Below are 14,438 nucleotides of genomic sequence, written 5' to 3' on the forward strand. Positions count from 1 at the left end.
CCTCTCGCGCCGGATCGGCCCGCCAGAGCAGCCGTGCGTCACCGGCTAAAGAACCCCACCAGCTCAGTATAGGTTTCGTCCGGGCACTGTTCCGCCGGGTAGTGGCCCGACGGCAGACGTCGCCCACCGGCGATATTGCGCGCATACGGCGCCCAGGCCTCCAGCGGGCGAAAGCTGCGCTCGACGTGGCTGCGCTCGCCCCAAAGCACCAGCACGGGGCACTCGATCAGCCGTCCGGCCTCCAGATCCTCCGCGTCCATCTCGAAGTCCGGCCCGATGGCGGCCCGGTAGTCCTCGCACACGGCATGGATGTTCTCCGGCGTGCAGCAGCGGACATACTCCGCCAGCACCTCCTCGGTAAAGCCGCCAAGCCCTACCCCCGGCTTGTTCAGCTTGCGACGGATGTAGTAGTCCTCGCGTCCGGCCAGCAGTTGCTCCGGGAAGTCGTAGGGCTGCGCCATGAAGAACCAGTGGTAGGACGCCCGGGCCCATTCGCGGGTGATGTGGGTGAGCACCCAGTGGGTGGGCACGATGTCCAGACTCGCCAGCCGCAGGACCCGTTCCGGGTGGTCCAGTGCCATGCGGTAACCTGCGCGCGCACCCCGATCGTGGCCGGCCACCAGAAAGCGCTCGAAGCCGAGCGCCGCCATGACCTCGACGCCATCCTGGGCCATCCGGCGGAAGGTATAGGTGCTGTGGTCGGGCTCGCCGAAGGGCTTGTCGCTGTCCCCGTAGCCGCGCAGATCGATGGCGACCACGGTGAAGTCCTCGGCCAGGCGCGGCGCGATCTTGTGCCACATGACATGGGTCAGCGGATTGCCGTGCAGGAGCAGCAGCGGCGGGCCGCTGCCGCCGTGGCGCAGATGGATGGTGACGCCGTCACTGACCGTGACGCGTCGCTCGGTGAAGTGCTCGAACACGATTGTCTCCCCCCGGAACAGCAGCTTGCATCGGTCTGCCGCCGGCCATGCTCGGCCGGCGGCGCCTAGCCCGCATCTCTCACCGATCCACGGCTGCGGGCGCGGATCGCTGAGAGATGCGGGCTGGGATTCAGATTGACAGTATTGTCAATTGTCGGCAATTCTGCCGGTCGATTCGTCAGGGTGTCGGTCCCGACCTGCCTCGGGCAAGCGCGACACCGCCGCCCCGGAAGAGAGAGAACATAATGAAGATCAAGGATATCCGCGCCAGCCTCCATACCACCTCCATCGAGATCCCGCTGCTCGAGGGCCGCGTATCCGGCTACGGGCGCGAGGAGCAGAAGCTGTTCGTCGTCTGCGAGGTGGAGACCGACGAAGGCATCACCGGCATCGGGCTGACCGGGCACTTCCTGGCCCACTCGGTGGTGGCCGCGCTGGAGAAGCATTTCCTGCCGGTGGTGCGCGACATGGACCCCCGCGATCTGGAGGCCATCCACCAGCGGGTGTTCGCCAAGCTCAACCCGCGGGCGATGACCGGCACCGTGTCCATGGCGCTGTCCTGCCTCGACATCGCCCTCTGGGATATCCAGGGCAAGCACGCCGGGCGCTCGGTGGCCCAGCTCCTCGGCGCCGCGCGCGACCACGCCCCGGCCTACGTCACCTTCGGCTTTCCGCAGTACGACCGCGAGCAGCTGGCCGAGGCGGCCCGGCTGCATGTCCGCAACGGCTTCAGCGCGCTGAAGAGCGTGGTGGCGGTGGACAAGGGCGGCTGGCGCGAGGATGCGGCGCGGGTGCGCGTGATCCGGGAGGCCGTGGGGGACGACGTCGACATCATGATCGACGCCAACTACCTCTTCAATCCGGTGGAGGCGAAGATGCTCTGCCGGGCCATCGAGGACTGCAACATCACCTGGTTCGAGGAGCCGCTGCAGCAGAACGACGCCCGCGCCCTGGCGGACCTGCGCCGCAGCACCCGCATTCCCCTCGCCGCCGGGCAGATGGAGGGCCACCGCTGGCGCCTGCGGGAGCTGGTGGAGAAGCAGGCGGTGGACATCCTGCAGCCCAACGTCACCTACTGCGGCGGCTACACCGAGGCGCGCAAGGCGGCCCACCTGGCCCAGACCTACAACATGCCCATCGCCAACGGCGGCGGCTGGCCGCTGTTCAACATGCACATGATGGCGGGGCTGATGAACGGCTGGATCGTGGAGTGGCACCTCGGCATGGTGTCGGTCGGCGAGAGCATCTTCGTCGACCCGCCGCGCCCGGAGAACGGCGTGATCCGCATCCCGGACGCCCCGGGCCTGGGGCTGACCGTGGACCGCGACGGCCTGAAGGAGACCCGGGTCGAGGGGTGAGGCCCACGGTAAGCGCGCGGGATCCGGCAACTCCACGGCACATCACGGCGTGGTGCCACGCTCAGGAGCCCTGTGCTTCCGAGGGGACGCGCCTTCCCCGTGCACAGGGAACCCGTCCACGAGGCCACGCGGAATCCGCGACGCTGCCAGGCAAGGGCGCTCGGTGCCAGGGTCAGGAGCCGTGTGCCTCCCGGCGGGACACGTCGTGAATCCGTCCATGGAGACTCCACTGCGACATCCCTGTCGCAGAGGGTCCCGCCGGGAGGCACACGGCTCCTGACCGGCCGACGCTGGTGCTCGCCGCCGCGGGATTGGGGACGGGCAGCAGAAGTAGTCGTAGGTCTGGAACCGCCGCAGGCGGTACCCGACACGCCGGCAGGCGAATCGGCGGACCTGATTAGCAACGAGCTTCAGGTATGCCGCCCGCCGGTATCGGCGCGGCGGCGGGCACTCACGTCGGCCGAGCGAGGCGGGGCAGTACTCGCGTAGGTCGTGCGCGGCGCAGCTGCGTGCGACATCCCTTTGCCCGGCCCCTCGCGGATCGGCCACCGCGCGTTACAGGCCGGCCTCGTGTCCGGGGCGGCGGGACCCTCTGCGGCAGGGATGCCGCAGTGGAGGCTACATGGATGTATCCACGCCGTGTCCCGCCGCCCCGGACACGAGGCCGGCCCCGGCACCACCACAGGCTGTCTCTGACGCCTCCGCGGGCATCGGGCCTACAGCACCTGACTGTCCCGCCCCACTTGCCCCGCAGGACGCAGTCCACGTCCCGTCAGACTACAGAACCGCCGCCTCGATCCGCCTCGCCACCGCCTGGCCGACCTCGCCCGTAGACGCGCTGCCGCCTAGGTCCGGGGTCATGACGCCGTCCTGCTCGAGCACCGACACCATGGACTCCTGCACCAGCTCCGCCGCCCGGTGCAGGCGGTCGTCCCCGTGCTTCTGACCGAGCCAGTCCAGCAGCATGGCGCCGGAGACGATCATGGCGTAGGGGTTGGCGACGCCGCGGCCGGCGATATCCGGTGCCGAACCGTGGGTAGCCTGGGCCATGGCGTGATCGTCGCCGGCGGAGAGCCCCGGCGCGAGCCCGAGACCACCGACCAGGCCGGCGGTGAGGTCGGAGAGGATGTCGCCGAACATGTTGGTGGTGACCACCACGTCGTAGTCCGAGGGCTTCATGGTCACCTTCATGGCGAAGGTGTCGACGATGACCTCGTTGTACTCCACGTCCGGGTAATCGGCGGCCACCTTCCGGCACTCCTCGGCGAACATCCCGCAGCCAAGCTTGAACACCGTGTTCTTGTGCACGGCGGTGACCTTGCTGCGCCGGCGGCGGGCGAGCTCGAAGGCGGACAGGGCCACGGCGCGGGAGTTCTTGCGGGTGATCACCCGCACCGAGATGGTGGTGTCGTGGGTCGGGCGGAACTCGCCGCAGCCGGCGACCACGTTGCGATCCGGCTGAAAGCCCTCGGTGTTCTCGCGCACGATCACGAGGTCCGTGTCCCGGTGGATCGCGGGCAGGCCCTTGAGCGCCCGCGACGGCCGGATATTCGAGTGCAGCTCGAAGTGCTTGCGCAGTATCGGGTGCGGATTGACCGCCCGCGGATCGTCCGGGTACTCGCGGTGGCCGATGGGCCCCAGCACCCAGCCGTCCAGCCCGGCGAGCTGCTCCAGTGTGCCGTCGGGCATGGTGGTGCCGAGCTGGTCATAGGCGGGGCGGCCGATGGGCATGTCGAGCCATTCCGCCGTGACGCCGACGCGTTGCAGCGCGGCCTTCATCGCACGCACTGTTTCCGGGACAACCTCGAGGCCGATGTCATCCCCTTCCAGTACGCCGATCCGGTAATTGTCCTTCATTGCTCCCCCTCATGGGTTGGGCGCCCTGGGCGCCGTGAATGCCGGGGGGAGGCGGTCGGCGGCGGGCGCGCCCGGGTGGCGAATACCGGCTAGCCGGACTCACCGCTTGCGTGCCGCTCCTCCTCTTCCCGGCTGCGCGCGGGATGGGCCAGCATGCGGCGCATGCCCCCCTCGACGTGGGCATGCAGCGCCGCGAAGGCGACCTGCGGCTGGCCGGAGGCGATCCCCGCGACGATGTCCCGATGCTCGCGATTCGACTCCTCCAGGCTGCCCGGCTGCACGAGGCCCGTGGTCCGGAACAGGTGCAGCTGGTCCACGAGCGTCTGGTAGATCCGGACCAGCTCGGGGTTCTCCGTCGCCTCGAGGATGGCCCGGTGGAAGTCCAGGTTGGCGGGGTAGTAGTCCGCCACGTCGCCGGACGCCACGATGGCCTCCATGTTCTCCAGCATCGCGGTCAGGCGTTCGATGAACGCCGGATCCGGGTTGCGGGCCAGCAGATACCCGGCGTAACCGAAGACCCCGGCGCGTGCCTCGTATAGCTTCTTCGCCTGCTCGACGCTGATCTTGCGCACGAAGGCGCCGCGATTGGGGATCACCGTGAGGAATCCCCGCTCCGCCAGTCCCCTGCAGGCCTCCCGGATCGGGCCGCGGCTTACGCCGAAGGTATTGGCGAGGGCGACCTCGTTGATGCGGTCGCCCATGCGGAGCTCGCCGCGGGCGATCATCCGCTCGATCTCGGCGCGAATCGCCGACGTCAGTCCCTGCACCTGGATCCTTGTCATTGCGTCAGTACTCCCGTCCCGTCTCCCGCGGGCGTTCTCAGGCTTCGGTCGCGTCTCGACCGCCGGCATTCTAGCCTGCCGAGCCTGCCACGCCACCGACGGGGGCGCCGCCGTCTCCTCGCGCCTTTGGCATCGGGCGGCCCGGGAGTGCTGATAAACCGAGCCTCGCAGAGGCGGGCCATACTGTCAACAATTGTCAGTTAACTTTCAAACACCGCCTACGCCGAGCGTCCCCCCAGCACCGCCGCCTTCTCCCAGAGCGTGGTGATCGGCGCCGCAAAGGCGTTGACGACGAAGATCCGCAGGATCTGGAAGCTGGCCACGATGGGCACGGAGAGCCCGAGCGCGCCGGCCGTGAGCACCATCTCGGTAATGCCGGCCGGAGCGCCGGCGAGGGCAAGCGTGTACGGGTCGAGGCCCGTCGCCAGGGCCACCAGCACCGCGCTCGTCAATGTGCAGGCGGAGGTGGTCAGGGACACCAGCAGCCCCACGACAGCCACCCGCGGCAGGCGGACGATGTCCTCGCGCCGGAAGCGGGCACCGATGGACAGGCCGATGGAGACCTGCGCGGCCACCACCAGGATGCCCGGTACGGTGGCGTGCAGCAGGCCGGTGGCGGTGTCGGTGAGGGAGACCAGCAGGGCACCCAGGATGAAGGCGTTCTTCACGCCGATGCGCTGAAGCACCCAGCCCGCCGCGAGGCCCAGGGCGAGGATCGCCACGGTCTCGACGCCAATGGTGGCATGGCCCTGGCCGAGCGCCATGCTCTCGCCGGTGGTGCCCATGAGCAGCGCCATGCCGAACGGGATCAGCACCACCATGGAGGTCAGGCGCATGGTCTGCACCACGGCGATCATGGGGCTGGTGGGCTTGCCCATCTCCTGGGCGAGGAAGGCCATCTCCGCCACGCCGCCGGGCATGTTGGCGAGCAGCGCCGAGGTGCGGTCCATGCCGGCGAAGCGCACCAGCAGCAGCGAGCAGATCGCGGCCATCAGCACCGACCACAGCGCCATGCCGACCATCAGCGGAATCAGGGCGACCAGTGCGCCCATGACCCCGGCCGAGAAGCTGTGGCCGATGGCCGTTCCGATGACCGTCTGGGATAGGCGCCGCACCTTGCCGGACTCCGGCGCGGCCCAGCCGCTGAGGGCGGCTGTCGCGGAGACCGCAAGCGGGCCGAGCAGCCAGGGCAGGGGCATGCCGAGGCCACTGCCGAGCCAGCCGGCCACCATACCGGCGGCCGCCACCACGCCCCAGTGCGCGATCGCCCGAGCCGCCGCCCTCACGCGGGACACCGGCCGGCCAGTGCGCTCTCCCCGCAGCTGCAGAGCATCCCGTATCCCCCGAATGGTGCTGCCGCCCCCGCCTGGCAGGGGCGGCGCTAGCGCGCCAGCAGCGGCGTCAGCTCCCGCACGGAGCCGATCGACTCCAGCTCCCGCACCGCCTCGACGATGCGCTCGGTACGGGCGCTGTCCCAGCGGGCGAACTCCGCGCAGCCGCGGAACTTGTCCGCCGCCTCATCGTAGGTCATGGGGTTGGCGGGGCTGCCCTTGCCGAAGTCGGCGCGGCCCGAGATGGTCCGCCCGTCCTTCAGGTGGATGTCGATGATGGTGGTCATCTTGTCGTAGCCGGCGGCCTCGGCCTCCGGATGCACGCCGAAGTGCACGCGGCCGATCAGCTCCTGGACGTCGGCGCGGTTGACCACCTCGTCGGTGAACTCCGGCAGCCCCCCGCGGCGCTCCAGCAGCAGGATCGCCATGCAGAACTCCATCGAGAACTTCGCCTGCAGCTCGTTGGTGGGGCGATGATGGATCAGGGCGTTGGGCATGTTGTGGTTGGTGCCGACGTCGACACGCTCTACCTGCTCCGGCCGGATGTCGTTCTCGAGGATGAGCTCCAGCATCTTCGTCATGCCCGGATGCGTCAGCGAGCCCGAGGGGTTCGGCTTGATGGACACGCCCGGCTCGATGAACGTCCAGGGATTGCCGAGCTTGCCGTGGATCGCCTCGAGCATGAAGCCGCCGCCGTGGGCCTGGAAGAAGCCGCGCGGGGACTCGAGGATGCGGTCCGTTGCGGTCCAGCCGGCGCGGGCGAAGTCCACGGCCACCACCCCGGACTCCGAGGAGCGCCCGGCGTGGAAGGGCTTGGTCATGGTGCCGAAGTTCTCCCGCAGGCCGGCCGACTGCGAGGCCGCAATGCCCAGCGCCCGCAGGGTGGTCTCGAGATCCAGCCCGCGCAGCCGGGCCGCGGCCGCCGCGGCGGCGAAGGTGCCGCAGGTGGCGGTGGCATGGAAGCCGTGCTGATAGTGCCGGGGCGAGATCGCCTCGGCGATCTTCGTCTCCACCTCGACGCCGATCTGATAGGCGAGCATCAGGTCGCGGCCGGACAGATCGTTCACCTCGGCGATGGCAAGCGCCGCCGGCAGGCAGGGGGCGGTGGGGTGGGTCAGCAGGCCGTAGACCCGGTCCTTGTGCACCGCCAGCTGCGTGTCGTCGTAGTCGTCGGCGTGAATGCCGACGCCGTTGGCGAAGGCGGCGAAGCGCTCGGGCACCTTCATGTCGGTGCCGATCACCGTCGCCTCGCCGCGCACGCCCTGGCCGGCGAGATACTGCTGCACGATGCGCCCGCTCTCGGCGACGGAGCCCGAGAGCGCGAGGCCGAAGCCGTCCAGGATCGACTTGCGGCCCAGATCCAGCAGCTCCGTCGAGAGCGCCGAGAAGGGCGTGTTGAGCACGAACTCGGCGACTTCCCGGGTCAGACCCTCGGCGTGCTTGGAATCGATGTCCGGCGTGTAGTGCTTGATGTCGTCAGCCATTCTCGTCGCTCCTCGTAACGTCTGCGCGGTCGGGCCGCCGCGGCCGGTGATTCCGCCGAGCGCGCCCGACCGCCGCCCCGAGGGTCAGCAGAAACCGCCGCGCCCAACGCCGACGAGGGTACCGGACAGGCGCAAACTGTCAACAGTTGCCAGACTGATCGAGCCTGGCAACTGTTGACACTTGCCCGGGGCGCCGGCACGCTCCCGGAGGAAACCGGCTGCGGGAGCGGCCCCCTACCCTTGTTCCTGGCCCGGCGATGGGGCGGCCCCGCTGGCGGCCCTGGCACCGGACAGGGCCCACCCAGGACGGAATCATGAGCACATCCCACGCCATCACCGATCAGGCCGTCGCCTTCGTCGAGGGCCTCGCTTACGAGCGCCTTCCCGAAGAGGCCGTTCACCTCGGACTGCGCTGCATCCTGGACAGTGTCGGCCTTTACATCGCCGGCACCACCGAGCACTCGGTGCGGATCCTCATCGACGAGGCCCGCGACCAGGGCGGCCGGGCGGACGCCACCCTCCTCGGCGCCACGGATACGCGTGTCCCCGCGGCCATGGCGGCCCGGGTGCTGGGGACCGCGGGCCACGCCCACGACTGGGACGACACCCAGGTCTCCCACGACCCGGCCCACGTCTACGGTCTGCTCACCCACCCTTCGGTGCCACCGCTGACCGCTACCCTGGTGATGGCGCAGCGCCTCGGGGGTGTCGATGGGCGGCGCTTCATGACCGCCTTCCTGGCCGGCTTCGAGGTCGAGTGCAAGATCTCCGAGTGGATGAAGCCGGACCACTACCGCCGCGGCCACCATACCAGCGGCAACGTCGGCACCTTCGGCGCCGCCGTCGCCGCCGCCAGCCTCATCGGCCTTACCGGCGAGCGGCTGCGCCACGCCCTGGGCATGGCGGCGAGCTTCTCCGCCGGCATCCGCTGCAACTTCGGCACCATGACCAAGCCGCTGCATGTGGGGCGGGCCGCGGAGAACGGCGTCATCGCCGCACTGCTCGCCGAGCGCGGCTTCACCGCCGACCCGACGCCGCTGGACGGGCGCTGGGGCTACCTGCAGGTCATGGGCAACGGCTTCAGCGAGGAGAAGGTGGCCGAAGGCTTCGCCAATCCCCTGACCATCGTCTCCCCGGGGGTGAGCATCAAGCCCTACCCGTCGGGCATCCTCACCCACCAGTCCATGGACGCCATGCTCAAGCTGGTGACCGACCACGACGTGAAGCCGGACGAGGTGGAGCGCATCACCTTCTACGCCGGCAGCAACATCCTCGAGCCGATCCGCTACGACATCGCCGAGAATCACCTGCAGGCGAAGTTCTCCATGGCCGCTCTGCTGGCAATGATGGTGCTCTACCGGGGGGCGGGGCGGCGCGAGTTCACCGACGAGTGCGTCGGCTCGGCGGCGATGCAGGACATGCAGCGGCGCATCACGACCCAGCTCGACCCGGAGATCGAGGCCCGGGGCTTCGACCGCATCCGTTCCCGGATCGAGCTGGTGACCCGCGATGGCAGGACCCTGACCCAGTGGGCCGACGAGCGCTATCGCGGCGGCCCCTCCCTGCCCATGACCGACGACGAGGTCGCCGACAAATTCCGCGCCTGCACCGACGGCCTGCTCAGCGCGGCGCGCCAGCAGGCCGTCATCGACGGCGTCATGGGCCTCGTGGCGCTGGACGACACCGCCGTCATCGGCGACTGGCTGCGGGTACAGCCGGCCTGAGGCTACGGCTCATGGCTTCCCGCACCAGAGCAGCCAGCACACGTTGCACACGGCCCTGGCACTGTCCTGCCTGGGCCAATTGAACCGCGGAACACAGCACCGGCGCCGGCAGTGCGAGGTGGGGCGGGCGTCCTCGGGACCGTAGGCGAGATGGACCTCGCCTACGAGCGTACAGGGACGTATTCACAGCGTGTCCCGAGGACGCCCGCCTCACCTCGCACCGGGCACGGCCTGGGCCCCTGCTCTGCCTAGCGGCCCCGTTGCCGCAAGCAGGCCGGCGCCAGGAACGTCCTCAGGCAACCCGCCGTGTCGGCGACGGTCAGCCGCGACCCGCGGCCTGTATCCGGCGGCGGTCGCGAATGCCCTTCACGATCGGCCAGAAGAACGAGGCCACGGCGAGCGCCAGCAGCGTGGCGCTGATGGGCCGGGTCAGGAAGGTGGTCCAGTCCCCGTCGGCCGTGATCATGGCCCGCCGCAGCGAGGTCTCGATGAGAAAGCCGAGCACCATGGCCAGCACCAGCGGCGCCGCCGGGAAGCCGCAGCGGCGCATGAGATAGCCGATCAGCCCGAACAGCACCGCGAGCCGCAGATCGAAGATGCTGCTGGAGATGGCAAGCCCGCCCATGCAGGCGATACCGGTGATGCCCGTGACGAGGTAGGGGCGCGGGGTGTGCACCGCGTAGATGAGCCAGCGCGCCGCGAACAGGCCGGCGAACAGCAGGAAGAACGCGCCGATGGCAAGCCCGATGAACAGGCTGTAGACCAGCACGGGCTGCTCCTCGAATACCTGCGGCCCGGGCTGGATACCGTTGATGATCATCACCGCGAGGATGACCGCCGCCGCCCCTGAGCCGGGCACGCCCAGCGTCAGCAGCGGGATGAGCGCGCCGCCCTCGGTGGCGTTGTTGGCGGACTCCGGCGCGGCGATCCCCTCCAGCGAGCCCTTGCCGAAGCGCTCGGGATGCCGGGAGAAGTTCTTCGCCTGGCCATAGGCGATAAAGGCCGCAATCGAGCCACCCGCCCCGGGCGCGGAGCCGACGAAGGTGCCGAGCACGCTGGAGCGCAGGACCGTGGGAATTACCGAGCGGATCTCCGCCCAGCTGGGCAGCTCCGCCGAGTAGCGCTGTGCGCCGCGCTCCGCCTCGGCGGCGGCACGGCTCGCCTGCACCAGCACCTCGGAGAGTGCGAACACGCCGATCATCACGATCAGGAAATCGATACCCTCGAACAGCTCGATCTGGCCGAAGGTAAAGCGCGGTAGCCCGGAGAACGGGTCGGTGCCCACCGTCACCAGCAGCAGGCCGACCACGGTGGCGATAAACCCCTTGAGCAGGTTCTCGCCGCTGACCGCCGAGACCATGCTCAGACCGAAGATGCCCACCGCGAAGTACTCCGCCGGGCCGAAGCGCAGGGCGAACGCGGCGATGGGGATGGCGAGCAGGACCAGGATGATGGTGCTGATGAACCAGCCCGTGGCGGAGGCGATGCAGGAGATACCCAGCGCCTTCCCGGAATGCCCCTGCTCGTGCAGAGGATGGCCGTCGAAGATGGTGGCCGCCCCGGAGGCCGCCCCGGGGGTGCGCACCAGAATGGACGTCACCGATCCGCCGTAGTTCTCCCCGCCCCAGAGCCCGAGGGCCATGAGCAGCGCGGTGACCGGCTCCATGCCATAGGTGAACGGGATCACCAGCGTGATGCCGATGGCCGCGTTGATGCCCGGCAGGATGCCGGCGAGGATGCCGATCACCACGCCCAGGCAGAGGAAGAACAGATTCTCGACGGCGAATACCGTCGACAGGGCGCCCGCGAGAGCGGCGGCGTCGATCATTGCTGTCCTCCGGCGGTATGGGGCGCGCTCACTGGAACAGTGTCCCGACGGGCAGGCGCACGCCGAATAGCACGCCGAATAGCAGGTAGAGCCCGGCGGTGATGCCGGCGGCCGCAAGCGGCGCCTTTACCGGATGGCGCTGCCCGAGCACGGTAATGAAATACGTGAAGGCCACGAACGAGCTGAGGAGGAAGCCGATGACGGGCATCAGCCAGACGTAGGCCACGAGGCCGGCGGCATAGGCGAGCACTCGCCGGATGGACTCCGGCGCCGGTTCCGCCGTGTCCTCCTCCTCGCGGCGGGTTGCCGGGGTGCCGGGTTTCGGCGCCGCCGCCTGGCCGCCCGGCACGCCGATGCCAAGCAGGCCGGTAATCGCCAGCGCCGCGCCGAGCAGGGCCAGCACCACCGCCAGCGCCTTCGGCAGGAAGGCGCCGCCAAGGGGATCCAGAGCCCCCGCCGTGGGCAGCGACAGCGCCATCCAGTACACCCAGCCGGCGAACGCCACACAGGCGAGGCCGGAGGCGACGTTGACTCGATTCATTGCTTCCGCCCCTGAGAAAGGGCGGGCCCCGGGACGGCGGTCCGGGGCCCGCGCCGCCGTCACTGCTGCTCGGCGAGGAATGCCGCAATGCGGTCGTTGCTGCGGCCGAGAAACTCGACGAACTCGTCACCGTGGATGAACGCCGGCTGCAGGGCGCCCGGGACGTAATACTCCTTGAACGTCTCGGCGTCGTAGAGCTGCTCCAGGCGGGCGGCGATGCGCTCCACCATGGCGTCGTCCAGACCCGGCGGGCCGAAGACGCCGCGGAACTTGGTGGAGGCCACGTCGTAGCCGAGCTCCATCATCGTCGGCACGTCGGGCAGGATGTCCAGCCGCTCCTCGGTATAGGTGGCCAGCACCCGGATGTCGCCGCTGTCGATTTGCGACACCAGCTCCGCCGGTTCGCCCAGCGCGGCGTCCACGTGGCCGCCGAGGACGGCCGTCTTGGCGTCGCCGCCGCCCTCGTGGGGCACGATGCGCACGTCCACGCCGGCCGCCTCTTCGGTCTGCTGGATCACCAGCTGGTCCAGGGAGCCGGCGCTGCCGATGCCCCAGGTGATGTCACCCGGGTTCTCGGTCAGGGCGTCCATCATGTCGCCGGCGTCCTGGTAGGGGCTGTCCGCCCGGACATAGAGCAGCGCCGGGTCCATGAACAGCCGGGCGATGGGGGTCATCTGCTGGTAGTTGGGGATGCCCTCGCTGCGCAGCGGGGTGATGATCTGCGTCGGGGTGACGGTCATCAGCGTATGGCCGTCGGTCTCGGCGTTGTTCGCCATGTACAGGAGTGCCACCGCGCCGGAGCCCCCGGTGTGGTTCTCCACCGTGCACGAGTGCTCGGTGATGTCCTGCATGGCCCGGCAGATGGCGCGGGCGAGGACGTCGCTGCCGCCGCCCGGGCTCGAGTGGGTGACGAACAGGACGTCGTCGGTGGGCCAGTCGTCCTGGGCCAGCGCCCCGCCGGCCGTCAGCATCGCCCCGAGGGCGGCCGTCGCTATGAGTCTCTTCATCGTTCCTCTCCTCCTCCTTCCACGGGTGCCGCCGGGTCAGTCCGTACGGCAGAGGGCCAGCACCGCGTCGATGCCGGCCTCGTTCTCAAGGCCCAGTATCCGCTCCACGATCTCGTCGGCGGCTGGCCTCGTGAGCAGGCCGGCGACGTTGCCGTGGAACTTGCGCACGATGTGCTCGGTGGTGGCCGGGTTGTCGGGGCTGCCGGGGCTGTTCGGCACCCGTCGCTCCAGCTCGCGTCCATCCTGCAGACGCACCACGACCCCACCGGGATACTTCTTCGGGAACGGCATGCTGTCGTCGGTGCGGTAGCGCATGTTCGGCAGCAGCGCCTGCATCCGCGGGTCGCGCACGTGCTCGTCGGTGTAGCTGGCGCGGGTGACGTTGCCGCTGAGCAGGGCCTCGGCCACCGCGTACTGGATGCTGAACTTCGCCTGATAGCCGCTCTGCGGATCCAGCTTCTGGTGCTCCGGCTCACAGATGGTGGAGACCATGCCCGGCGGCACGATGCAGGTCGCGCCGGCAATCTGATCGGGATCCAGGTTCTCCTCGGCGCGCAGCCTGAGCGCGGCGTCGATGCAGCCATGGGAGAGCGAGCCGCAGGGAAACAGCTTGTAGACGATGTTCGGCGTCTCCCAGTGGCGGCCGAGATCGTCGGTCAGGCGCTCGATGTCCCAGGGATCCGGGGAGACGAAGGCGTTGTAATAGCCGAAGCGGCCCTCCAGCACGGTGCTGGCGCCGGTGAATCCCCGCGCCGCCAGACCGGCGGCGACCAGCCCCGCGTGGCAGGCCCAGCCGGCGTGAAAGGCCTTGGTGTCGGTGGCCTCGCCCAGGTACGCCTCGCGCAGGCCGCTGGCCTGGGAGCCGGCGACGCCGAGGGCGTGGGTGATCTGCCGGACGTCGAGTCCCAGGGCGCGGCCGGCAATGCCGGCCACCGCCAGCGTGCCGCAGAGGGACGTCGCGTGCAGGCCCCGCTCGTGGAAGCGCGCCGGCGCGACCATCCCGATCCGCACCAGCGCCTCGAAGCCCGCCACCGCCGCGGTGATCAGGGCACGGCCGTCGAGCCCGGCCTGCTGGGCCGCGGCGAGGGTCGCCGGCACCACCACGGTGCTCGGGTGGATGCGCACCTCATGGTGGGTGTCATCGAAGTCCATGCTGTGGGCGAGAGTGCCGTTGGCGAGCGCCGCCAGGGCCGCGGGCACGCGATCCCCCCAGCCAACGATCTCGGCCTGCTCGCGCCCGCCCCACTCGCTGACCAGGGCGCGCACGGCCTGAGGGCCGGACTCCTCGCGGGCGGCAACGCAGATGCCGAGGATGTCGAGGATCCGCAGGCGAGCCGAATCCACCACCTCCGGGGGGATATCCTGGAAGCGCAGCCCGTGCATGAAGGTCGCGAGCTTGGCGGCCGCCGTCGGGGCCTCGCTGGGGGATCCTGCGCTCACTGTCCGGGCTCCTGTCTCGGCTGCGGTGGTCGGCGAACCCGGTAGCAGGCCGGCTGCGACTCGCCGCAGGGTGGTTCGGGGAAGGGGCGCAGCTCAGTGGCGGCGGTCCCGCGCAAATACGCCCCTGGCGAGCATGCCCACCAGGGCAGTTTGGCAGATGGTGAAA

Annotated in this window: 11 protein-coding genes; 2 read left to right on the forward strand and 9 right to left on the reverse strand. The window is 69.8% G+C overall.

All coding sequences use genetic code 11. From position 1 onward, the window contains the following. Positions 1 to 38: 38 nt before the first annotated feature. Positions 39 to 920: an alpha/beta fold hydrolase gene (locus LMH63_RS18395; protein ID WP_109675231.1), complete on the reverse strand. Its 882-nt coding sequence runs from the start codon at positions 918 to 920 to the stop codon at positions 39 to 41. A gap of 245 nt (positions 921 to 1,165) precedes the next feature. Between LMH63_RS18395 and LMH63_RS18400 the strand changes: the two genes are divergently transcribed. Then, positions 1,166 to 2,278, forward strand: a complete 1,113-nt coding sequence (locus LMH63_RS18400) for a mandelate racemase/muconate lactonizing enzyme family protein (RefSeq protein ID WP_109675233.1) — start codon at positions 1,166 to 1,168, stop codon at positions 2,276 to 2,278. A 777-nt stretch (positions 2,279 to 3,055) separates the two neighbouring features. Here LMH63_RS18400 and LMH63_RS18405 read toward each other — a convergent pair. From LMH63_RS18405 to LMH63_RS18420, 4 genes are all read right to left on the reverse strand, one after another. After that, positions 3,056 to 4,135 (reverse strand): isocitrate/isopropylmalate dehydrogenase family protein, encoded by a 1,080-nt coding sequence (locus tag LMH63_RS18405; RefSeq protein ID WP_109675235.1) that lies wholly within the window; start codon positions 4,133 to 4,135, stop codon positions 3,056 to 3,058. 89 nt (positions 4,136 to 4,224) lie between these two features. Then, a complete protein-coding gene (locus LMH63_RS18410) occupies positions 4,225 to 4,917 on the reverse strand; it encodes a GntR family transcriptional regulator (protein WP_158280258.1) in 693 nt (230 codons plus the stop codon). Between the two features lie 218 nt (positions 4,918 to 5,135). Beyond that, positions 5,136 to 6,203, reverse strand: a complete 1,068-nt coding sequence (locus tag LMH63_RS18415; RefSeq protein ID WP_146205151.1) for an AbrB family transcriptional regulator — start codon at positions 6,201 to 6,203, stop codon at positions 5,136 to 5,138. Between the two features lie 95 nt (positions 6,204 to 6,298). Further along, positions 6,299 to 7,732, reverse strand: a complete 1,434-nt coding sequence (locus LMH63_RS18420; RefSeq protein WP_109675241.1) for an MmgE/PrpD family protein — start codon at positions 7,730 to 7,732, stop codon at positions 6,299 to 6,301. A 314-nt stretch (positions 7,733 to 8,046) separates the two neighbouring features. Here LMH63_RS18420 and LMH63_RS18425 point away from each other — a divergent pair, with 314 nt between their 5' ends. Next, a complete protein-coding gene (locus LMH63_RS18425) occupies positions 8,047 to 9,456 on the forward strand; it encodes an MmgE/PrpD family protein (protein WP_109675243.1) in 1,410 nt (469 codons plus the stop codon). Between the two features lie 319 nt (positions 9,457 to 9,775). On the opposite strand, the gene LMH63_RS18430 is transcribed toward LMH63_RS18425, so the two are convergent. The 4 genes from LMH63_RS18430 to LMH63_RS18445 are packed head-to-tail and all read right to left on the reverse strand — an operon-like array spanning position 9,776 to position 14,272. Beyond that, positions 9,776 to 11,284: a tripartite tricarboxylate transporter permease gene (locus tag LMH63_RS18430; protein WP_109675245.1), complete on the reverse strand. Its 1,509-nt coding sequence runs from the start codon at positions 11,282 to 11,284 to the stop codon at positions 9,776 to 9,778. 28 nt (positions 11,285 to 11,312) lie between these two features. Beyond that, on the reverse strand, positions 11,313 to 11,825 hold the full coding sequence (locus LMH63_RS18435) for a tripartite tricarboxylate transporter TctB family protein (RefSeq protein ID WP_109675247.1): 513 nt from the start codon (positions 11,823 to 11,825) through the stop codon (positions 11,313 to 11,315). 59 nt (positions 11,826 to 11,884) lie between these two features. Beyond that, entirely contained in the window at positions 11,885 to 12,832 is a 948-nt protein-coding gene (locus tag LMH63_RS18440) for a Bug family tripartite tricarboxylate transporter substrate binding protein (RefSeq protein WP_109675249.1), read from the reverse strand. A gap of 36 nt (positions 12,833 to 12,868) precedes the next feature. Beyond that, positions 12,869 to 14,272 carry an MmgE/PrpD family protein gene (locus LMH63_RS18445; RefSeq protein WP_109675251.1) on the reverse strand — a complete coding sequence of 468 codons (1,404 nt, stop codon included), beginning with the start codon at positions 14,270 to 14,272 and terminating at the stop codon, positions 12,869 to 12,871. Positions 14,273 to 14,438: the final 166 nt, after the last annotated feature.

This window comes from Spiribacter halobius, from assembly GCF_020883455.1.
In the GTDB taxonomy this organism is placed as follows: Bacteria; Pseudomonadota; Gammaproteobacteria; order Nitrococcales; family Nitrococcaceae; genus Sediminicurvatus; species Sediminicurvatus halobius.